Origin of the sequence: Phenylobacterium sp., from assembly GCF_030681155.1 — a bacterium.
Taxonomy (GTDB): domain Bacteria; phylum Pseudomonadota; class Alphaproteobacteria; order Caulobacterales; family Caulobacteraceae; genus Phenylobacterium.
Map to the genome: position 1 here is coordinate 123,394 of NZ_JAUXXE010000034.1, position 21,537 is coordinate 144,930.

Annotated in this window: 16 protein-coding genes and 1 pseudogene; 14 read left to right on the top strand and 3 right to left on the bottom strand. The window is 67.5% G+C overall.

Going from position 1 to position 21,537, the window contains the following annotated elements:
* The first annotated feature begins 2 nt into the window (after nucleotides 1-2).
* From Q8M13_RS09035 to Q8M13_RS09100, 14 genes and pseudogenes are all read left to right on the top strand, one after another.
* Entirely contained in the window at nucleotides 3-1,385 is a 1,383-nt protein-coding gene (locus Q8M13_RS09035; protein ID WP_305299582.1) for a sensor histidine kinase, read from the top strand.
* Nucleotides 1,386-1,474: 89 nt separating this feature from the next.
* Complete coding sequence (locus Q8M13_RS09040) at nucleotides 1,475-2,857, top strand: hypothetical protein (RefSeq protein WP_305299511.1); 1,383 nt, start codon at nucleotides 1,475-1,477, stop codon at nucleotides 2,855-2,857.
* A 62-nt stretch (nucleotides 2,858-2,919) separates the two neighbouring features.
* Complete coding sequence (gene ccmI, locus Q8M13_RS09045) at nucleotides 2,920-4,005, top strand: c-type cytochrome biogenesis protein CcmI (RefSeq protein WP_305299513.1); 1,086 nt, start codon at nucleotides 2,920-2,922, stop codon at nucleotides 4,003-4,005.
* Entirely contained in the window at nucleotides 4,002-4,496 is a 495-nt protein-coding gene (gene ccmE, locus Q8M13_RS09050; RefSeq protein ID WP_305299515.1) for a cytochrome c maturation protein CcmE, read from the top strand. Before ccmI ends, ccmE begins: the two co-directional genes overlap by 4 nt.
* The gene (locus tag Q8M13_RS09055) at nucleotides 4,493-6,466 is read left to right on the top strand and encodes a heme lyase CcmF/NrfE family subunit (RefSeq protein ID WP_305299517.1); all 1,974 of its coding nucleotides are present in this window, start codon (nucleotides 4,493-4,495) and stop codon (nucleotides 6,464-6,466) included. Before ccmE ends, Q8M13_RS09055 begins: the two co-directional genes overlap by 4 nt.
* Nucleotides 6,463-6,900 (top strand): cytochrome c-type biogenesis protein, encoded by a 438-nt coding sequence (locus Q8M13_RS09060; protein ID WP_305299518.1) that lies wholly within the window; start codon nucleotides 6,463-6,465, stop codon nucleotides 6,898-6,900. Before Q8M13_RS09055 ends, Q8M13_RS09060 begins: the two co-directional genes overlap by 4 nt.
* 160 nt (nucleotides 6,901-7,060) lie before the next feature.
* Nucleotides 7,061-8,638 (top strand): Do family serine endopeptidase, encoded by a 1,578-nt coding sequence (locus tag Q8M13_RS09065; protein WP_305299519.1) that lies wholly within the window; start codon nucleotides 7,061-7,063, stop codon nucleotides 8,636-8,638.
* Between the two features lie 28 nt (nucleotides 8,639-8,666).
* Nucleotides 8,667-9,338 carry a response regulator transcription factor gene (locus Q8M13_RS09070; protein ID WP_305299521.1) on the top strand — a complete coding sequence of 224 codons (672 nt, stop codon included), beginning with the start codon at nucleotides 8,667-8,669 and terminating at the stop codon, nucleotides 9,336-9,338.
* 15 nt (nucleotides 9,339-9,353) lie between these two features.
* A complete protein-coding gene (locus Q8M13_RS09075) occupies nucleotides 9,354-10,757 on the top strand; it encodes a HAMP domain-containing sensor histidine kinase (RefSeq protein WP_305299522.1) in 1,404 nt (467 codons plus the stop codon).
* A 43-nt stretch (nucleotides 10,758-10,800) separates the two neighbouring features.
* Nucleotides 10,801-13,698: pseudogene (locus Q8M13_RS09080) on the top strand (bifunctional [glutamine synthetase] adenylyltransferase/[glutamine synthetase]-adenylyl-L-tyrosine phosphorylase).
* 65 nt (nucleotides 13,699-13,763) lie between these two features.
* Nucleotides 13,764-14,171, top strand: coding sequence for an EF-hand domain-containing protein (locus Q8M13_RS09085; RefSeq protein ID WP_305299524.1), 408 nt, complete (start codon nucleotides 13,764-13,766; stop codon nucleotides 14,169-14,171).
* Nucleotides 14,172-14,212: 41 nt separating this feature from the next.
* Nucleotides 14,213-14,761, top strand: a complete 549-nt coding sequence (locus Q8M13_RS09090) for an RNA polymerase sigma factor (RefSeq protein ID WP_305299525.1) — start codon at nucleotides 14,213-14,215, stop codon at nucleotides 14,759-14,761.
* A gap of 4 nt (nucleotides 14,762-14,765) precedes the next feature.
* Nucleotides 14,766-15,188, top strand: a complete 423-nt coding sequence (locus tag Q8M13_RS09095; protein WP_305299526.1) for a hypothetical protein — start codon at nucleotides 14,766-14,768, stop codon at nucleotides 15,186-15,188.
* Nucleotides 15,188-15,676, top strand: a complete 489-nt coding sequence (locus Q8M13_RS09100) for a periplasmic heavy metal sensor (protein ID WP_305299527.1) — start codon at nucleotides 15,188-15,190, stop codon at nucleotides 15,674-15,676. Before Q8M13_RS09095 ends, Q8M13_RS09100 begins: the two co-directional genes overlap by 1 nt.
* Here Q8M13_RS09100 and Q8M13_RS09105 read toward each other — a convergent pair.
* The 3 genes from Q8M13_RS09105 to pepN all read right to left on the bottom strand — a co-directional run bounded on the left by Q8M13_RS09105 (nucleotide 15,673) and on the right by pepN (nucleotide 21,491).
* Nucleotides 15,673-18,189 (bottom strand): PAS domain-containing sensor histidine kinase, encoded by a 2,517-nt coding sequence (locus tag Q8M13_RS09105; protein WP_305299528.1) that lies wholly within the window; start codon nucleotides 18,187-18,189, stop codon nucleotides 15,673-15,675. The two genes, Q8M13_RS09100 and Q8M13_RS09105, sit on opposite strands and share 4 nt — an antisense overlap.
* Nucleotides 18,190-18,282: 93 nt before the next feature.
* Nucleotides 18,283-18,786: a response regulator gene (locus Q8M13_RS09110; protein ID WP_305299529.1), complete on the bottom strand. Its 504-nt coding sequence runs from the start codon at nucleotides 18,784-18,786 to the stop codon at nucleotides 18,283-18,285.
* An 86-nt stretch (nucleotides 18,787-18,872) separates the two neighbouring features.
* On the bottom strand, nucleotides 18,873-21,491 hold the full coding sequence (gene pepN / locus Q8M13_RS09115; protein WP_305299531.1) for an aminopeptidase N: 2,619 nt from the start codon (nucleotides 21,489-21,491) through the stop codon (nucleotides 18,873-18,875).
* Between the last annotated feature and the right edge of the window lie 46 nt (nucleotides 21,492-21,537).

Below are 21,537 nucleotides of genomic sequence, written 5' to 3' on the forward strand. Positions count from 1 at the left end.
GCATGGAGGCCCTGCGCCAGCCCTCGCTCGTTCGGCGGCTGGTGATCCTGGCCGCCGGCTGGAGCCTGGCTGTTCTGCTGGTCTCGGCGATCGTCCTGGCCATGCTGTTCCAACAGGCGGCGATCCGGCGGTTCGATCAGGGCCTTTCCGAACTCATCGACAACCTGACCGCCGGCACCACCATCGCCGACAAGGGCGAGGTGGTGGCGCCGGCGCTCACCGATCTGCGCGCGCTTCGGGCCTTTTCCGGCAAGTACTGGCAGATCGCCGAGCCGGGCAAGGACGGCAAGTTGCAGGTCCTGGTCCGGTCTCGTTCGCTGTGGGACAGCGAACTGAAGGCGCCCGCTGACATCGTCACACGCTTGGACGCCGCGCCGGGGCGGCCGGTGTCCTACGATACGCGCGGCCCGCTCGACGAGCCGCTGCGCGCCATGGCCACCCAAGCCAAGCTGCCCAACCGCGCCGCCCCAGTGATCTTCATGGCCGCCGAGGACCGCAGTCCGGTGGACCGCGACGTGCGGGGCTTCATCACCGCCACAGCCGTCGCCTTCCTGCTGCTCGGGGTGGGCATGATCGCCGCCGTGGTCATCCAGGTTCGGGTCGGCCTGAACCCGCTCTTCGCCCTGCGGCGGGAAGTGGCCGCGGTTCGCCGGGGCAAGGCCGAGCGCGTGCAGCAGGCCTATCCAACCGAACTCTCGCCGCTGGCCGACGAACTGAACGCCCTGATGGCGCACAACCAGGAAGTGGTCGAACGACAGCGCACTCATGTCGGTAACCTGGCGCACGCATTGAAGACGCCGCTTTCGGTCATGCTGACCGAGGCGCGGCAGACGGGCGGCGCATTGGCCGACATCGTCGAAACCCAGGCCGAGGCCATGCGCCGTCAGGTCGATCACCATCTGCGCCGCGCCCGCGCGGCCGCGCGAACCCAAGGTTCCGGTGAGCGGACTTCGGTGGCCGACGTACTGGACGAACTCTCGCGGACCCTGGAGCGGATTTTCCAGGACAAGGGCGTGGAGATCGACTGGGACGCGGAGGATGATCTCTATTTCCTGGGCGAGCGTCAGGACCTCCTGGAACTGGCCGGCAACGCCATGGAGAACGCGGGCAAGTGGTGCTCCGGCCGTGTCCGTGTGCGCGCCATACCGACCAGCGCCGAGCGGCTGAAGCTCAGCATCGAGGACGACGGCCCCGGGCTTACCGAGGCCGAGCGCGAGGAGGTCGTCCAGCGCGGCGCCCGGTTGGACGAAAATGCCCCGGGATCGGGCCTTGGGCTCTCGATCGTCGATGAGCTGGCGCGGGCCTATGGCGGTTCGCTCCGCCTGGGTGAGGCGCGGCTGGGCGGGCTTCTGGTCGAGCTGGACCTCCCACGCGCTGAGGCCTGATTTCTCAGGTCTTTTTGGAAAACCTTAACCTCACATCCGCAAGGTCGTGTTCGCGTGGGAGTGTGTCCGCGCCTGGAGCGTTCCCCCGTATGGCCGGCTTGCCCGACGCCAAGATCGACATTGTCCGAACGCTGGTTCGGGACGCGCCTGACAAGGTGGTCGATGGTTTACGCAATGCCCTGGCCCTGGTCGATGGCGACACCGCCTTGGCCGGCGTACGAAGAGTGGTGGACGCCGAGGTCGATGATCGCAATCTGCGCAACCGGGTCCTCGAGCCGGTCGCGCCCTTGTTCGTGGGCGATGGGGCTGCGCCAGACGCGCTGATCTTTCCGGCCCGGGCGCTGACCCTGCTGTGGCGGGGGCTCAAGACCGAGGCGCCGAACGAAGTCGCCAGCGCCGCACACTTCCTGCTGGACTACCGGCCTGGCGAAAGCTCGAGCGAACCATTTGACGACCTGATCGCGCGGTTGGCGGAGGGCCTTCAGGTGGGCGAACTGCCGGACTACGCGGCCGCTATCGCGCTGATTGAACAAGCCCGGCCAGGCGGCGTGGAGGTCTTGATCTCCTGCTTGGCCATTTCTCCCGCCGTGCGCCGCGCCACGCTACGGCTGCCGGAATGGATCAGGCGCACCACGCCGGAAGGGGCGGCCACCGTTCGCCTTGCCTATCGCGATGCATGCCGGTTTGGCGCCGACGCCGGCCCAAGTTTCTTCGAGATGCTCGGCGCGCAATTGAACGAGACCTGGACCATCCTGCGCGTCGTGTCCGCGGTGATGGACCGCCCGACTGAGGACTATCTGGCCGGCTCAGAACTCTCGGTCTTCGCGACTCGGCTGATGGATCAGATCGACGTCAATCTGAGGGCGGTCGCCGGTTTCGACCTAGGTGGAGGGCGCGCGTCGGGGGCGGCCGCCGCGGTCATCGTCGAGACCCTGACCCTGCAAATCACCGAGCTGGAGAACGCCATCGACCTGCGCCGCGACGGCGGTTGGGGCGGGCGAATCCATAAGCAGAAGCAGGCGTTGGCGGGGGTGGTCGAGGGGCGGCTGAGGGAGTTGGCCAAGCTCCAGAGCGCGGCTCTGCCCAGCCACCGGGTGCGGGTGGCCCGCAGTTTTGTTTCAGAACCCCAACTAATGATCGAGCCGGACGCCAAGCATGTCGACCGCTGCCGAAGCCTGCTGGCTTTCGCAGCCGGAATCCGAGCCAGCGCCAACTATGGCGGCTTCTCCTCGACGCGCTTCAAGGTGCTGGAGAAGGCGGGAGAAATTCTAGACCAGTATGTCGAGGACGTGCTGGCCATGGTGCGCGACCACGACGTCGCCGACCGCGAATTGGCCGCGCGCTACCTGCAGGTCGCCGCGGAATTCGCCGAGCCGATCCATGACGCGCGCGCGGGCGAAATCGTACGTCGGCGCACCGCGACCGCATTGAGCATTGTCAAATCGGAACGGTCTCTTCCGGAAGAACCCTGATTTAGATCGATGCGCCGATTGGCGCTGTAGAACTGCTTCTTCGTTTCGGCTAAACGCGCGCCATGATCGCATTCTGGGTGGTCGCGGGCGTGCTGTCGGCCGCCTGCGCCGGTGTAATCCTGTCAAGTTCCGCCCGGGCCGCGTCGCGCGCCGGGGCCGCGGACCCGACGACCGCGCTTTACCGCCGTCAGCTTCGAGAAATCGATGACTTGGCCGATCGCGGACTCATCCCAGAAGCCGAGCGCACCACCACCCATGCCGAGGCTGCGCGCCGTCTGCTCAGCGCCGCCGAGGGGCAGGGACAGGCATGGTCCGCGGACACCGCCGTCCGCAAGCCGATCCTGGTCGTCGCGGCGCTGACCCCGCTGCTGGCGCTTTGCGCTTATTTCGCCGTTGGATCGCCGGGCCTGCCGGACCAGCCTTTCAAGAACCGCGTCGCGATCTGGCGCGATGCCGACCCCGCCTCGCTGGCGCCGCAGGAGATGGCGGTGGTGCTGCAAACCCTGATCAAGGAGCGCGGCGGCGACGTCGAGGCCTACGGCTATCTGGCCCAAGCCGAGATGGCGTCAGAGAATCCGGCCGGCGCGGCGCGCGCGCTGCGCCGAGCGATCGAGCTCGACCCGAAGCGCGCCGATCTCTGGGAGGGCCTGGGAGAGGTGCTGATGATCGAGGCCGAAGGCGAGGTTACGCCCCAGGCCGAACGCGCCTTCCAGGAGGCGCTGAAGCGCGATCCGACGTCGGTCAATGCTCGTTTCCATCTGGCTCGGGGGCTGATTGCCGATGGCGACCAGCAGGCGGGCCTGGCGGCATGGCGTGCGCTGGTCGCCGACCTGCCGGCCGACGATCCGCGCCGGGCCGCCGTTCAAGCGGCCATCGCCCAGGCCGAGGGCCAACCCGCGCTCGCCGCCGGCCCCGCGCTTGGCGGCCAGTTGGGCGCGGTTCAGGGCATGGTGGCCAGTCTGGCTGCGCGGCTTGAGGACAATCCCGAGGACCCGGAGGGCTGGGTTCGTTTGGTGCGCTCGTACGCCGTGCTCGGCGATCAGGCCAATCGAGACGCGACCCTCGCCAAGGCGCGGGCGAAATATGCCGCCAATCCTGACGTCCTGAAGGATCTTGATCTGGCGGCGAAGACGGAACCGATGCGATGAGTTGGCTGCCCAAGTCCCCGAAGGCGCGCCGACGCCTGACCTTGCTGGCGGCTATCGCCCCGGTGCTGGGGCTGGCGGTGGGCCTCACCCTGTGGGGCCTGTCGGACTCGATCTCCTATTTCTACACCCCGGCCCAGGCGGCCGAGGCCAAGCCGCCGATCGGACGGTCGATCCAACTTGGCGGGCTCGTCGAGGACGGCAGCGTGGTCAAGCACTCTGACGGCCGGGTCGAGTTCACCGTGGCTGACCAACTGGCCACCACGCGCATCCATTTCTCGGGCGATCTGCCTGACCTGTTCCGCGAGGGGCAAGGCATCGTGGCCACCGGCGCCTTCCGCGCCGATGGCGACTTCGAGGCCAAGCAGGTCCTGGCCAAGCACGACGAGCGCTACATGCCGCGCGAGATCACCAAGGCGCTGAAGGAACAAGGCGAGTGGCGCGGCGAAGGCGCGCCGCCGCCCACCTATCAGAGCGGCGCCGCCCAACAATGATCGTCGAAATCGGGTCGTTTTCACTGGCGCTGGCCTTGGCGCTGTCTCTCGCCCAGGCCGTCCTGGCCGGGGTCGCGCGCGTGCGCCGTTCGGTGGTCCTGGCCGGCGCCGGGCAGGGGGCGGCGCTCGGCGCCTTCGCTTGCCTGCTTATCGCCTTCGCCGCGCTGATGTACGCCTTCGTGACGTCGGACTTCTCAGTCTCGAACGTTGCTGCAAACTCCCACACCGCCAAGCCGCTGCTTTATCGGGTGGCCGGAACCTGGGGCAGCCATGAAGGCTCGATGCTGCTGTGGTGTCTCGCCCTGACCGGGTGCGGCGCGGCCGTGGCCGGGGTCGGGCGCAACCTGCCGGCCGGGCTCAAGACGCTGACGATCAGCGTCCAGGGGGTGCTGGGCATTCTCTTCCTGGCCTACACGGTCTTTGCTTCAAACCCCTTCGTGCGGCTGGCGCAGCCACCGGTCGAAGGCCGCTCGCTGAACCCGCTGTTGCAGGACCCGGCGCTCGCCTTCCACCCGCCTATGCTCTACCTCGGCTATGTTGGCATGTCGGTGGTGGTCTCCTTCGCCGTCGCCGCCCTGATCGAGGGCCGGGTCGATGCGGCCTGGGCGCGCTGGGTTCGTCCCTGGACGCTTGGCGCCTGGAGCGCGCTCACCGTCGGGATCACGCTGGGCGCGTTCTGGGCCTATTACGAACTTGGCTGGGGCGGCTGGTGGTTCTGGGACCCGGTCGAGAACGCCAGCTTCATGCCTTGGCTGATCGCCACGGCTTTGCTGCACTCGGCCATCGTCACCGAAAAGCGCGGCGCGCTATCGGGTTGGACTGTGTTCCTGGCGCTCGCCGCTTTCACCTTCTCCATGCTCGGCGCCTTCCTGGTGCGCTCGGGGGTGCTGACCTCGGTGCACGCCTTTGCGGTCGATCCCACCCGGGGCGTCCTGCTGCTGGCGATCCTGGGCGTCACGGCCGGCTCGGCCTTCGCGCTGTTCGCCTGGCGCGCGCCGTTGCTGAAGCAGGGCGGCGTGTTCGCGCCGATCAGCCGTGAGAGCGCGCTGGTCCTGAACAACATCTTTTTGGCCGCCGCCACCGCAACGGTGCTGCTCGGCACCCTCTATCCGCTGATGCGCGAGGCTGCGACCGGCGAGGCGATCTCCGTTGGACCTCCCTTCTTCAACCTGACCTTCACCCCGCTGATGGCCGCCCTGGCGATCCTGCTGCCGGCTGGACCGTTGCTGGCCTGGAAGCGCGGCGATCTTCGCGGCGTCATGCAGCGCCTGTGGGTTGCGGCGGTCATCGCGGTCGCCTGCGGCCTGGCGGCCTTTGCGTTCATCAGCCCGCGCAAGGCTTTCTCCTCGGTCGGAGTCGCCATGGGGGCTTGGCTGGTGATCGGTTCGCTGGTCGAGATCGCCGAACGGACGCGCGTGTTCCGAACCTCCATCGGCGAGAGCTGGCGGCGGCTGGTCGGCCTGCCGCGCGGCGCCTGGGGCATGACCCTCGCCCACCTGGGGCTCGGTGTCTTTGTGCTCGGCGCCTGTTTCGAGACCGGCTGGAAGCAGGAAGCCGCCGAGGCTCTGCCGGTTGGGGGGCGCTTGAACCTTGGCGCCTATCATCTGGTGCTGGACGACGTGCGCGGCATCGAGGGGCCGAACTACGACGCCGAGCGGGGGCAGCTGCGCGCCTTCAAGGGCGACAAGCAGATCTGCGCGCCGGCTCCGGAGCGGCGGCTGTATCCGACCGGCGGCCAGACGACGTCAGAAGTGGCGATCTGCACGCTGGGCATCAGCCATCTCTATGTTGTGCTCGGTGAGCGTCGCCCGGCCGAGGGCGCGCCGGTTTGGCTGGTGCGGGCCTATTGGAACCCCTGGGCGCTGCTGATCTTCATCGGCCCCGGGATCATGGCCCTGGGCGGTGTGATCTCGCTCAGCGACCGACGGCTGCGCCTGGCTGCGGGGCGCAAGGCGGAGGCTGCGGCGTGAAGCGTATCCTGGCCATACTGGGCGCAGTGCTCTGCATTGCTGCGGCGTCCGATCCCGCCGACCGGTTGCCCGATCCCGCCCAGGAGGCTCGCGCGCGGGAGCTGTTCCGCGAAGTCCGCTGCATGGTCTGCCAGAACGAATCCATTGATGATTCGAATGCTGAGCTGGCTGGCGATCTCCGCCGTCTGGTTCGCGATGAGATCAAGGCGGGCAAGACCGACGATCAGGTCCGGGCGCATCTGACTGATCGGTATGGCGAGTTCGTCCTGCTGAAGCCTGCCTTCTCATGGGGCAACGCCGTCCTCTGGGGGGCGCCGTTTGTGGTGGTGGTTCTCGGGCTCTGGCTGCTATTCCGCAGTTTCCGGAATCGCCCGGTGGACGAGGAACTGACCGCTGACGAGGCCAAACGCCTGGATGGCCTGTCAGACGATTGATACGCGTGACAAGATTGCGCCCAAGAATGAACGCTATGAAGAGCCGAGCGTGACCTAAACGTAACTTGAGAGACATTGCGCTCTCAGGCATCGAACCTAGGTTGTCGGGGACGTGCCCGTGTTATGTGACGACGGGCGCCCACAGGGAAATTGAAGGCTAATGACCTCGAAGAAGACCGGTTATCTCCTCGGCGCCCTGGCGGGTGTCGGCGTCGCCACTGCGGCTCTCGCTGGCGCCAACATGGCCGACAACCGATTGGCCGATTCCACGGTCCAGCGGGGACTGCTGATGAAGACCTCGACGGCGCCGATCTTCGCGCCGCCGCCCGGCGCCCCGCTGTCCTTCGCCGATATCTTCGAGAAGGTTTCGCCCGCGGTCGTTTCGATCAACGTGACGTCCGACGTCGACGCCTCGGCTCTGCGCCGCATCCCCGGCTTCGAGGGCTTCCCGTTCGCCGTTCCCGGTCAGCCGGGTGGTGAAGAGGGCGAAGAGGGCCAGCCGCCGGCCCAGGGCCGTGGCGGCCAGCCGCGCCTGCCGAGCCAGCAATCCTCAGGTTCGGGCTTCTTCATCTCGGGCGACGGTTACATCGTGACCAACAACCACGTCGTGGAGAACGCCAAGGAGATCAAGGTCGTGCTCAAGGACGAGCGCGAACTGGACGCCGTGGTCGTCGGCCGCGACGAAGGCACCGACCTGGCGGTCATCAAGGTCAAGGGCACGGGCTTCCCGTTCGTGAACTTCGAGAACGCGGCCAAGCCGCGCGTCGGCGACTGGGTCATCACCGTCGGCAACCCGTTCGGCCTGGGCGGCACCGCCACCGCCGGGATCATTTCGGCCTATGGCCGTGACATCGGCGAGACCTTCGTCGACTTCATCCAGATCGATGCGCCCATCAACCGGGGCAACTCCGGCGGCCCGACCTTCGACGTCTATGGCCGGGTGATCGGGGTCAACACCGCGATCTTCTCGCCTTCGGGCGGTTCGGTGGGCATCGGCTTCGCCATTCCGGCCGACATCGCCGACTCGATCACCAAGCAGCTCATCTCGGGCGGCAAGATCACGCGCGGCTATATCGGCGCCTCCATCCAGAACTTCACCGCCGAGATGGCCGAGGCTCAAGGCCTGGGCGAGCAGCGCGGCGCGATTGTCGCGAACGTGACGCCGGGCGGCCCTTCGGACCGCGCCGGCCTGCAGTCGGGCGACATCGTCACCTCGGTGAACGGCGTGAAGGTGAAGACGTCGTCTGAACTGACCCGCGAAGTCGCCAAGGCCACCGCCGGCGACGTGCTGCGGCTCGACCTGATCCGCGCCGGCAAGCGCAAGGTCGTGGAGGTGCGCTCGGGCGTCCGTCCGACTGAACGTGAGTTGGCCGCCAACGACAACACTCAGGGCGGCGGCAAGGGCGGCGGGGCCGAGGGTCCTGGCGCTCAAGCCCAACGTCCGGTCGTGCTGGGCCTGGCGCTTGCGCCTCTCGACGAGGCTTCGCGCCGCCGGCTGAACCTCGACGCGGCCATTCGCGGGGTGATGATCACCAGCGTCGACCAGTCGTCGGACGCCGCCCAACGCGGTCTGCGCAAGGACGACGTCATCGTCCAAGCCAGCGGCGAACCGGTGGCGACCGCGGCCGAGTTCTCGGCGGCGGTGACGGCGGCCAAGAAGGCTGGACGTCCCAGCATCCTGGTCGGCGTCCATCGCGCCGGTCGCACGTCCTTCCTGCCGCTGAAGATTTCCGGCTAGTCTGACGCAACCCTGGGGGCGAGTCGCGATGCGCATTCTGATTGTCGAGGATGATCTTGAGGCTGCGGAAGTCATGGACCGCGGCCTCACCGAGGCAGGTCATGAGTGCGTCCGCGCCGCCGACGGTGAAGATGGTCTAGCCGCCGCGCGTGGTGGCGAGTTCGACGTCATGATCGTCGACCGCATGATGCCGCGGATGGACGGGATCACCATGATCCAGACCATCCGCCGCGAAGGCGACCAGACGCCGGTGCTGTTCCTGTCGGCGCTCGGCGAGATCACCGACCGTGTCGATGGCCTCAAGGCCGGCGGCGACGACTATCTGGTCAAGCCCTACGCCTTCGCCGAGCTGATCGCCCGGGTCGAGGCCCTGTCCCGTCGCCGGGAAACCGGCTCGGTGCAGACCATGCTGCGGGTCGGCGAGCTGGAAATGGACCTGATCGGCCGCGCCGTGCATCGCCAGGGCAAGGAAATCGACCTGCAGCCGCGCGAGTTCCAACTACTGGAATTCATGATGCGCCACGCCGGACAGTCGGTGACCCGCACCATGCTGCTCGAGAAGGTGTGGGAGTATCACTTCGATCCCCAGACCAACGTCATCGACGTCCATATCTCGCGTCTGCGCTCCAAGATCGACAAGGGTTTCGATAAGCCGATGCTGCAGACGGTGCGCGGCGCGGGCTATCGTCTAGAGCCGTAAAGCCCGGCGCACGCCATGCGCCTGCCCAGGCTTTTCCGAACCACTCCGTTCAGACTGACCCTGCTGTTCCTGGCGTTGTTCGCCGCGGCGGCCAGCGCCTTTCTGGCCTACATCTATCTGGCGACCGCCGGCGAGGCGACGCGTCGCACCGACCAGAACATCACGCGCGAAATGCGCTCGTTGGTGGCCGCCTATGACCGGGCCGGGGTCGATGCGGTCAACCAGTCGCTGATCGAGCGGGCCTCCAGCGAACGGCCGTTCCTCTACCTGCTGATGAAGCCAGACGGCACGCGCATATCCGGATCGATCGCCGAGTCGCCCCTGGAAGACACCAACGGCGCCCCATCGCGGGCCAGCTTCTCGGTCACCGACTATGACGCCCAGGGCCGGCTGGTGAAGCATCCGGCCCGCGGCTTCCAAGAGCGGCTGAGCGGGGGCGAGATACTGTTCGTCGGCGCCGATGTCAGCGAAGACCAAGCCTATGTGGTCAAGATCGTCCGCGCCCTCTGGGGCGCCGGCGCCCTGGTAATCGTGCTGGGCTTGGCCGGCGGCCTGCTGGTCAGCCGCAACGTCTCGCGCAGCATGGGCGCCTTGAACGACGTCGTCACCGCTGTGCGCAACGGTGATTTCGGCGCCCGGGCCCAGGTGCGCGGCACGCGCGATGAGTTCGACGAACTCTCCGAAGGCATCAATGAGATGCTGGACCGGTTGGAGCGTTCGATGGCCGGCCATCGTCATGCCGGCGACGCCATCGCCCATGACCTGCGCTCGCCCCTGACGCGCCTGCGCGCCCGGCTGGAGACCGCCTATCTCGACGTAGAGGCCGGCAAGGGCAACGCCGAGGAAGCCCTGGCCCAGGCGCTGGAAGACACCGATGGCGTGCTGAAGACGTTCGGCGCCGTGCTTTCGATCGCCCGTCTGCAGGCCGCTGGTCAGGCGCCCGACCAGGTGGTGTTCGATCCGGCCGATCTCGCCGCCGACCTCGCCGAGCTCTACGAACCGACCTGCGAGGACAAGGGGCTCGAGTTCGACGCCGAACTGACCAAGGACCTTCAGGTCCGTGGCAACCGCGAATTCCTGGCCCAGGCGCTGGCCAACCTGCTGGACAACGCCGTGAAGTACACGCCCGCCGGCGGGGCGATCATGTTCCGCGTGCGCCGCCGTTCGTCCGGCGAGGTCGAGTACTCAATCACCGACACCGGCCCAGGCGTCCCCGATGAGGATCGCGCCCGCGTGGTCGAACGTTTCGTGCGCCTGGAGAACAGTCGCAGCGAGCCCGGCTCGGGTCTTGGCCTATCGCTGGTGGCCGCCGTCGCCGAGGCGCATGGCGGGCGGCTGGAGCTGTCGGAAGGCCCCGGCAAGGTCGGCGAGATCGGCCCGGGCCTGCGCGTCGCCCTGATCTTGCCCCGAGCGGCCTAGGGATAGTGAAATATCCATCGTCGGGCCGCTACAGTGTTCGGCGATGACTCAGCTTCTCGACGTCCTGAAACCGTGCGGCCCCGTGGCCGATCCCAAGGCCGCTGACCGGGCGCGTAATGTCCTGGTCGAGGTCGCCACCCGCGACGGTTGGCTGGACGTCCTCGACGCCGGGTGGCCAGCCTTGGCGCCGGTGTTCGGCGCCTCGCCCTACCTGACCAGCCTGGCGCGGCGCGATCCCGCTCGGCTGCGAGATCTGCTGATCAGCGAACCGGACGCGCGGTTCGCGGATCTGTTGATCCGAACAACAGCCTTGGCCTCCGCCGATTGGGAAGCCGCCAAGTCGGGCCTGCGCAAACTCAAGGCCGAGGCGCACCTGTTGATCGCCCTGGCCGATCTTGGCGGGGTCTGGGATCTGGACGCCGTCACCGGTTCGCTGACCCGGTTCGCCGACGCCGCGCTCTACGCCGCGCTCAGCGTCGCGGCCCAGGCGGAACTGGACGCCGGGCGATTGACGCGGATCGGAACCGGCGAGGAGGGACCGGTGCCCGGCTGGTTCTGCAGCGCCATGGGCAAGCACGGCGCCTACGAACTGAACTAGTCCAGCGATATCGACATCTCGGTCTTCTACGAGCCCGAAGCGCTGCCCCTGGCCGAGGGCGTCGAGACGCAAGGGTTTGCTGTTCGGCTGACCCAAAGGCTGGCCGAGTTGATGCAGGACAAGACCGGCGACGGCTACGTCTTCCGCGTCGATCTGCGCCTGCGTCCCGACCCGTCCTCAACCCCGCCGGCGATCCCCGCGGCGGCGGCCTTCGACTACTACGAGAGCGTCGGCCAGAATTGGGAGCGGGCGGCGTTCATCAAGGCGCGCGCGGCGGCCGGCGACGTCGGACGGGGGCGGGCGTTCTTGGACGAGCTAGCGCCGTTCATCTGGCGCAAAAATCTCGACTTCGCCGCTATCGCCGACATCCATTCGATCAAGCGCCAGATCCACGTCCACAAGGTCGACGATCGCCTGACCGCCAAGGGCGTGGACCTCAAGCTCGGTCGTGGCGGCATTCGCGAGATCGAGTTCTACGTCCAGACCCAGCAGTTGATCCTGGGCGGCAGGCATCCGGAACTGCGATCGCCGCGGACCCTGGACGCGCTACGCGCGCTGGAGGCGGCGGGGCATGTATCGAGCCAGGCCGCTGACGAACTCACCGAGGCCTACAAGCAGCTTCGTTCGGCCGAGCACCGCATCCAGATGCTGGCCGACGAGCAGACCCACCGGCTTTCGGAATCCGATGGCGAGCGTAAGCGGGTGGCCGCGCTCTCCGGCTATGATCGCGTGCGCAGTTTCGACGCCGCTATCGAACGGACCTTGAAGACGGTCAATCGTCGCTATGGGGAGCTGTTCCCTGATGAGGAACAGCTGTCGTCCAAGTTCGGCAGCCTGATCTTCACCGGCGTCGAAGACGATCCCGAGACGCTCTCGACCTTGAGCCGCATGGGGTTTTCCAATCCGGCGCGGATATCCCAGACCATCCGCAACTGGCACCACGGCCATATCCAGGCCACCCGCACCGAGCGTGGGCGCGAGCTGTTCACCCGCCTGGCGCCGCGCCTCCTCGACGCAGCCCAGGCGTCGGGCGCCGCCGATACCGCCTTCACTCGTTTCGAGGATTTCTTCTCCAAGCTCTCTTCAGGGGTGCAGCTTCAGTCGCTGTTCCTGGCTCAGCCCAAGCTGTTCGAGCTGATGGTGCAGGTGATGGCCTTCGCGCCGCGCCTGGCCAACACCCTGGCTCGCCGGCCTGCGGCGTTGGACGCCTTGCTGGACGGAGCCTTCTTCGCCGATCTGGATTCGGAAGAAGATCGCAATGCGATGGCCGTGGCGGTCAGTCGCGCCGACGGGTTCGAGGGCGTGATGGACGCCGTTCGCCGCGTGCATCGCGAGCAGGCGTTTCGGGTCGGCGTGCAGGTGATGAGCGGGGCCGCCAGCGCCGAGACGGCTGGCCGCGCCTTCGCCGACCTGGCCGACATCTGCATCGAGACCCTCGCGCCGGCGGCGCTGGCCGAGGTTGAGCGATTGGGCGGGGCGTTCTCGGGCGACGTCGCGGTGATCGCGCTGGGCAAGTGCGGCTCGCGCGAGATGAGCGCCGGCTCGGACCTGGACCTCATGACCCTTTACCGGGCAGCTGGTCCGGGGGCGGTGTCGACCGTCAAGGAGTGGAGCGCCGAGACCTTCTATGGCCGGTTCACCCAGAGGCTGATCGCGGCCCTGTCGATCCCGACGGGCGAGGGCGAACTCTACGAAGTCGACATGCAGCTTCGGCCATCCGGCACCAAGGGACCGGTTGCGGTGAGCTTCCCGGCCTTCGAGGAGTACTATGACCGTGAGGCAGAGACCTGGGAGCTGATGGCCCTTACCAGGGCGCGGGTCGTCTGGGCCACGTCCGAGGGTTTCGCCCAGGACGCAACGGCGGCGATTGAGGCCGCTCTGCGTCATCCGCGCGAACGCGCCCGCACCGCCAAGGACGTGCGCGAGATGCGTGAGCTTCTGGAGCAGGAGCGGCCGCCCAAGGGCGAGTGGGACCTGAAGCTGTCGCCCGGCGGCCTGGTCGATATCGAGTTCGCCGCCCAGTTCCTGCAACTGGCTCACGCGGCTGAAGGCGGACCGCTGAGCCAGAACACCGCCGAGGCTCTGGTCGCGGCCGGCGCCGCGGGGCTGGCGCCTGCCCCGTCGTTGGCGGCTCTGCGCAAGGCCTGGACCCTGCAGCAGAACCTCACCCAGTTGTTGAAGGTGGCCTTGGCCGACAACGCCGACCCCTCCGATGAGCCGAAGGCGTTCCGCGCCCTGTTGGCTAGGGCGGGCGAGGCCAAGGACTTCCGCGCATTGAAGGCCAAGCTCGACACCGCTCGAACTGGCGCGCGCCAAGCCTACGAGACCATTGTTCGGTCCTGAGCGACGGAAAGCGGCGAGCCATCCGTTGAACCTATGACCGGCGTTCGGCCGCCCAGAGGAATTCCATGAAGCACGTCCTGTTGGCCGCCGCCCTGACCCTCGGCGCCGGCGCCGGCGCCGCGCAAGCGCAGATGTGGGCGCCAAATCCCGACCTGGATAGGGATGGAAAGGTGACGCTGTCTGAGTTTCAGCAGGTGCAGGCAAACGGCATTCTGCGGCTCGACGCTGACAAGGATGGCAAGGTCACGAGGGCCGAGGCCAAGTCCCTGGCCGATCGCGCGCCGAACGGCGCGGCGATGGTCGATCGCATCTGGACCCGGCTGGACGCCAACAAGGACGGGGTCATCACCCGCGCTGAGATCGACGCCGGCGCCAAGCGTCGCTTCGAATTGGGTGACACCAACAAGGATGGCTCAATGAGCAAGGACGAGATCCAAGCCATGCGCCAGAACCGCGGCCGTGACGCCGGTTGAAACTCATAGCAAGCTTGAGCCCGGCCACGGTGAGGTGAGGCTTGGATCTGGGCGATCCCGACGAAGCGCTGCTGGCGCGGGTGGGCGAGGGCGACCCTGCCGCTGTGCGCGCGCTGGTGGCGCGCAAGCTGCCGCGCGTGCTGGCGCTGGCCGGGCGGATGCTTGGCGACCCGGCCGAGGCCGAGGACGTGGCCCAGGAGACCTTCGTGCGGGCCTGGAAACAGGCGCGCGACTGGCGACCCGGCGTGGCGAAATTCGACACCTGGCTGCACCGCGTGGCGCTGAACCTTTGCTACGATCGCCTGCGCCGCCGACGCGAGGTGGCGACGGAAACGCCGCCCGAACTGGTCGACGAGGGGCCAGCCCCCGACCGGGGCTTGCAGGCCAGGGATGTTGGGCTGCGGGTGGCCTCGGCCATGCGCGGCTTGCCGGATCGGCAACGGGAGGCGGTGAGCCTCTGTCACTATCAGGAACTTTCCAATATCGAGGCCGCCGCCCTGATGGGCGTCAGCGTCGACGCCTTGGAGAGTCTGCTCGCAAGGGGACGGCGCGCCTTGCGCGCGGCCCTGTCGGATATGGTGGAAAACTGACCTCATGACCCGCGAACGCTTTGAGGATCTGGCGGAAATCTATGGCGGCGACATCGCGCGCTGGCCGGCGGCCGAACGTGACGCGGCGGCTCTGCTGATGGCGGCCGAGCCCGAGTTCGCCAAGGCCGCGCTTGCCGCGCCGGCGGACTTGGACGCCGTGCTCGACGCCTGGGCGCCGATGGCGGTCAGTCATCAATTGCGCGAGGCGGTGATCGCCGCGGCCCCGTCGGCACGCCCCGCGCGCGGAGGCGTTCGGGGCTGGTTCTGGCGCGCCGGGCTGGGGGCTGGACTGGCGGCGGCCTGCGCCGCCGGCCTGGTCGTCGGGGTGAGGCTGTCGGATGTGGTCGTCCAGCAGGACGACACGGTGAGCGCCGTGCTCAGCGGCTATGACGACTTGTCGGACGTGGTGATCGGGGAAGGCGCGTGATGAGCCGCAAGACACTCCTGATCGTCCTGTTCGTCTCGCTGGCGGTGAACCTGTTCCTGGTGGGCGGGGTGATCGGCGGGCTTGTCGTCGGTCAGCGCCTGCGGCCCGATCGTCCGCCGATGGCGCGAATGAACCAGCCGGTCTGGGCCGCCGCCCAGACGCTTGATCCCGAGAAGGCGAAGGCCTTTCGCACCATGTTGCGTGGCCAAGGGATGGAGGCGCGGACCACGATGCGCCAGACCCGCGAGGCCAGGGCGCAGGCGTGGCGTACGCTGGGCGCAGAGCCCTTCGATCCGGCTGTGACCAAGCAGCGACTGGCCGATATCCGGGACAGGGAGGCCGGCACGCGCGGCGAGATTGATGATCGTATCGTCGACTTCGCCGCCGAACTTACGCCGGTTGAGCGCAATAGGCTGGCGACCGCGCTGGCCGAACCGCCCGCGGCGCGTGGCCGCGACCAGGAGCGTGGTCCAAGGTCGCCGCTCTAGGCGACCGCGAAACCTGGGGCGGTGCGCACGGCGCCGCTCTGGCGGATGGGCAGGGAGAAGCTGACCATCGTGCCTTCGCCGGGCGTGCTCTGCATGTCCAGCGAGCCGCCGTGCATTTCGACCAGCGACTTGGTGAGGGCCAGGCCCAGCCCAGAGCCCTGGGTGGTCTTGGAATGCTGGTTTTCGACCTGCTCGAAGGGCTTGGCCAAACGTGCGAGGTCGTCCTGGGCGATGCCGATGCCAGTGTCGCGAACGCTGACGCGGATACGCTCACCCAACGGATCTTGCCGCCCTTCGGCGCTGATCGTCACCCGGCCGCCGCGCGGAGTGAATTTGATGGCGTTGGACAGCAGGTTGAGCAGCACCTGTTTCAGCGCCCGGTAGTCGGCCTCGACCTCGGGCAGGTGCGGGAATTCAATGGAGAGGGCCAGGCCCGCCGCCTCGGCCCGGTTGCGGACCAGGCGCACGGCGTCCTCGGCCACTTCTTCCAGCCATAGCGGCTCGAACTTCAGGGCCATCTTGCCGGCCTCGATCTTCGACATGTCGAGAATGTCGTTGATCAGCGCCAACAGGTGCTGACCCGACGATAGGATGTCCTGGGCGTAGCCCTTGTAGCGCGTGTCGCCGAGCGGGCCGAACATCTCGCCGACCATGATCTCGGAGAAGCCGTTGATGGCGTTCAGCGGGGTGCGCAGTTCGTGGCTCATATTGGCCAGGAATTCGCTCTTGGCCTTGTTGGCGCCCTCGGCGCGGACCTTCTCGGTCTCGTACTTGCGAGCCAGCTCGGAGAGCTGGTCCTGACTGCGTTCCAGATTGACGATCGCGCGCTGCAGTTCCTGCTCGTTGAGCCGGCGGGCCTCTTCCTGGGTCTTGATGGCGGTGATGTCGGCGGCGGTCACGACCAGACCGCCTTCGGCGGTGCGCCGCTCCGAAATCTGGATCCAGCGCCCGTCGGAAAGCTCTGCTTCGCGCACGCCCTTGCGCCCATCGGGGCTTGGCATTTCCTGGTGGATGGCGAGCTGGGCGAGGCGGTTGATCTCCTCGCGCCCGGCGCCCGGCGTCAGCAGCTTTGGCTCCAGCGAGAAGACGTTGCGGTAGTTTTGATTGCAGAGCAGCAGCCGGCCATTGCGGTCCCACAGCACGAAGGCTTCCGACACGCTCTCAATGGCGTCGCGCAGGCGGTTCTCGGCCGCCTGGGCCCGCGCCTGGGCCATCCGCTCCTCGGTGACGTCGAGCGCCACGCCGATGATCCGTGAATAACCGTCCTCGGTTGATCGGCCAAAGGCCTGGCCACGCGCATCGATCCAGGTCGGTCGGCCCCCGACCAGCGACGGGACACGGAATGACACGTCAAAGCCGCCGTAGATCGCCGCGGTCGACAAGGCCTGGCGTACGCGCTCGCGATGGTCGGGCGAAACGCGATCCAGCACGTCCTGGCCGGACATGATCCCGCCGCCGCTCCAGCCAAAGATCGCGCCAGTGGCGTCGGACATGAACATCTGGTCGGTGGTCAGGTCCCACTCCCAGATCCCGCATCGCGCGGCTTCGACCGCCAGCCGGAACCGGCGCTCGGAGTCGATCACCGCCTGCTGCGCGCCCTCCATGGTGCGGCTCTGATGGAACAGCAGCAGGCCGAGCAGGAAGGTGATCCCAAGCGGAATGGTCAGCCAGGCGAGCTGTATCGCGGTCGATCTGAGATTGCGGCTCGCCGAAGCGGCCGAGACGGCCAGCAGCGCTCCCCCCATGGCCGGACGCGCGGCGAGGTCCAGCGGCGATCCATCTGAGGCGACGCCGCGAAGCAGATCGCGCGACCGATTCAGTTCGGTGGTCGGCAGGCCGTAGGCCTCAGTCAGGTCGCGGTGGGCTCCGCCGCTCGCCAGGATCTGGCCCTGGGCTGTGGCCACCACCTGGTCGGCGTCCAGGGAGGCCGTCAGGCGGTCGGGCGCCCCGACGACGACGATCTGGCGACGACCCTTGTCAGTTCCGACGCTGCCGACGAGCACCAGTGAAGCGGCGTTGTTGTCCGAAGCGCCGATCCAGATGGTGCCGCCGCTCTGTTCAGCCTTGGTGGCGATGGCGCGCCAGTCGACGCCACCGGCCTTGCCGGCGACTGCGATCACTTCATTGGCGTCCATCACGCCCACGGCGATGGCGGCACCGTCGGCGACGGCCAGGCCGGCCTCGGCGGCGTCCAGCGGCGGGTCGGCTTTGCGTTCGAGGATTTCCTTGGCCGCCATCAGGCCCCCGCGAAGCGCCGCGCCCTCGGCGTCGAGGCGGGCCGCCAGCGTTTCGGTGCGGCTGGCGAGAGTCAGGTTTTGTGGCGGGGTGGCGTTGGCGTCGCGGCCGATCTTGAGCATGGCGAGCGCGGTGTAGATCGCCAGCAGCAGCAGGGTGGCGAGGATCGCGATCCGCATGACGTTCTGGCTGACGCCGCTCCGACCGTCGGGCGCAGGGCCGCGCTTGGGCTGGCTCGCCTCAATCTCAGCCGCGTCTCTGCCCCCGCGTCTGGCCAAAGCCCGCCGCTCCCTTACGCCTCAGTCGAGTCACCCGCACCGGCGAGTCTACGCAAGCTGGCGGGGCGCGTCACGGGGCACGTCAAGTTGTGATCATACTGGCTTGGCGGCGCGGTCGGCCCGTTGTTCGGGGCCGCGATAATTCGGGTCGTCGTGACGGCGCCGGTCCGGGCCGAAATAGGTCTGGCTGCGCACGAAAGGACGGGCGCGATCGATCACCCAGGCGATGCGTTTCATCAGGTCGGCCGGGGTGACCGGCTTGACGCAAAACTCGTTTACGCCCGCGTCCCGGGCGGCGACGATCTTCGGGCGGTCCGCGTGGCCGGTCAGCAAGATGATGGGCGTGTAGGGGGCGGGGCTGTCGGGATCGTTTCGCAGCCAGCGGGCGAAGGTGACCCCCTCTTCAGCGCCCAGCATGTAGTCGAGGATCACGATGTCACAGGGCGTGATTTTCATGCGCCGCTGGGCGGAGTCTACCGTCTGCGCGTCATAGAGTTGATCCGCGCCGAACCCCCGCAACATCGCTTTTACGAGGTTCACCGCGTGGGTGTTGTCGTCGACGATCAGGAACCGCACTCGGCTGAGTGAGACCGACATGGACAGGCTGTCTCCCGAGTTGCATGGCTCGGGAGCTAGGCTGCGGATTTAGCGTAAAGATTCCGTGTCGCCGCCAGCCACCTTCGTTAATCAGCGAGGGCTTTGGTCGCCAATTCATAGACGTTTTTCGACAATCCTTCGGTCGCCGCGATCCGCGCCAGCTGGGCCTTCATCAGCGCGCCCAGCTCCGGCTTATACCGGCGCCAACCGCCCAGCGGCTCGACCAACCGTGCGGCGGTCATCGGGTTGAAGCCATCGACGGCCAGGATCTGGTCGGCGAGGAACCGGTAGCCGGCGCCGCTCTCGTCGTGGAAACGCGCCGGGTTGAAGTTGGCGAAGGTGGAAACCAGCGCTCGTAGGCGGTTGGGGTTCTTTTCCTCGAAGGCCGGGTGCGCGGTCAGGCCGATGACGCGGCCCAGGGCGCTCTCGTTCGGATCGCGCGCCTGCAGGGCGAACCACTTGTCGATGACCAGGGGCTCGGATTTCCACCGGTCGAAGAAGTCGGCCAAGGCCGCTTCATAGGCTTCGCCTCCCACCAGCATCAAGGCCGAGAGGCCGCCCATGGCGTCGGTCATGTTGGCGGCGGCGCGATAGTGCCCCTCGGCCAATTCGCCGATCTCGGCGCGTGGATTGGCGGCGAGCAGATCCAGGGCGGCGTTGCGCAGGGCGCGGCGCCCGGCGCTGGCTGCGTCCGGCGAGAACTCGGCCAGTTCTTGCAGACCAATGTGCAGGTGCTTGAGGTCGTCGGTAAGATGCAGCGACAGGCGGGTGCGCAGGGCTTCGCGCGCCGCGTGGATCGCGGCGGGATCGGCCGGTTGGATGGCGAGCGCCAGATCGGACTCGCTTGGCAGCGACAGCAGCAACGCCTTGAAGGCCGGGTCGGAGGCTTGGTCGTTGAGCGCGCGACCCATCGCTTCGGCGAAGCGCTCCTCGCCGACCTCGTCGGGCGCGCCCTTGGCGCGTGCGACGATCAGGGCGCGGGCGAGATCTTGGCCAGCTTCCCAGCGGTTGAAGAGATCCGGGTCCGAGGCGAGCTGGACGTAGCGATCCTTTGACGGGGCGTCGGTGGTCAGCATTACGGGCGCGGAGAAGCCGCGCAGCGCCGAAATCACCGGGGCGGAATCTACGTCGGTCAGGGTCACGCTGGCCTGGGCGGTGTTGAGCACCACGACGGTCTCATCGAACGCCTTGCCATCACGTTTGAAGGCCAGGGTGCGGCCCTCGCCGTCGAGCAGGCCGATAGTCACCGGGGTCGGCAGGGGACGCTTGTTCGGCTGCCCAGGCGTCGGCGCGCTTTCCTGTGTCAGGTCGATCCGAAGGGTGCGAGCTTCGCCATCATAGCTGTGCTCTAGCGAGACCTTCGGCGTGCCGGCCTGTTCATACCAGGCGAAGAAGTCGCTGAGGTCCTCGCCGGTGACCTCGGCGAAGCAGCGGATGAATTCCTCGACGGTGGTGGCGTGGCCGTCCCAGCGATCGAAATAGAGGTCCATGCCTTCGCGGAACTTCTCAGGACCGATCAAGGTCTTGAGCATCCGGATGACCTCCGCGCCCTTCTCGTAGATGGTCGCGGTGTAGAAGTTGTCGATCTTGAGGTAGCTCGACGGCCGCACCGGGTGGGCCAGGGGGCCTTGGTCCTCGGGGAATTGCCGGGCGCGCAAGGCCTTCACGTCCTTGATCCGCTGGACCGCCGCGCCGCGCATGTCGGCCGAGAAGCTTTGGTCGCGGAAGACTGTCAGGCCCTCCTTCAGGCAAAGCTGGAACCAGTCGCGGCAGGTGATGCGGTCGCCGGTCCAGTTGTGGAAATACTCGTGGGCCACGACGCTCTCGATGCGCTCATAGTCCAGGTCCGTCGCGGTCGCCGGATCGGCCAGCAGGAGCGAGGAGTTGAAGATATTCAGCCCCTTGTTCTCCATCGCTCCGAAATTGAAGTCGCGGACGGCGACGATCATGAACAGGTCGAGGTCGTACTCGCGGCCGAACGCCTGCTCGTCCCAGATCATCGACCGCTTCAGCGCGTCCATGGCGTAGGCGGCGCGGTCGGCCATGCCGGTGTCGACGAAGATGCGCAGATCGACCGTGCGGCCGCTCATGGTGACGAGTTTGTCCTCAAGGACGTCCAACTCGCCGCCAACCAGGGCGAACAGATAGGCCGGCTTGGGGAAGGGGTCGTTCCAGACGGCGAAGTGACGCCCGCCGGGCAGGTCGCCCGAACTCATCAGGTTGCCGTTGGACAGCAGGTGACGGAACTTCTTGTCTGCCTCGATCCGTACGGTGAAGCGCGACAGCACGTCGGGCCGGTCCGGGTACCAGGTGATCTTGCGGAAACCCTCGGCTTCGCACTGGGTGCAGAACCGGCCGCCTGACATGTAGAGCCCGTCCAGCGCCTTGTTGGCCTCCGGATCGATCTCGACATGCGTCTCCAGCACAAAGGTGTCGGGTACGCCCGGGATCGTCAGGAACTCGGCGTCGATCGTGTGCTCGCCGGCGTTCAAAACCCGTCCGTCGATGGCCACCGAGATCGGCTTCAGGCGCTCGCCGTTCAGCACCAGCGGATCGGCATGGTCGCCGTTGCGCCGGATTGTCAGCTTCGCCTTCACCTGTGTGGTGTTGGCCGCCAGCGCGAAGTCGAGATGCACTTCGTCGATCAGGAAGGCGGGGGGCGTGTAGTCGGCGAGCCGGATCGGCTGGGGAGTGTCTGTACGCATGTAGGGCATTTAGCCACGCCGCGCGGCAATCGCCAGTGCGCCGATT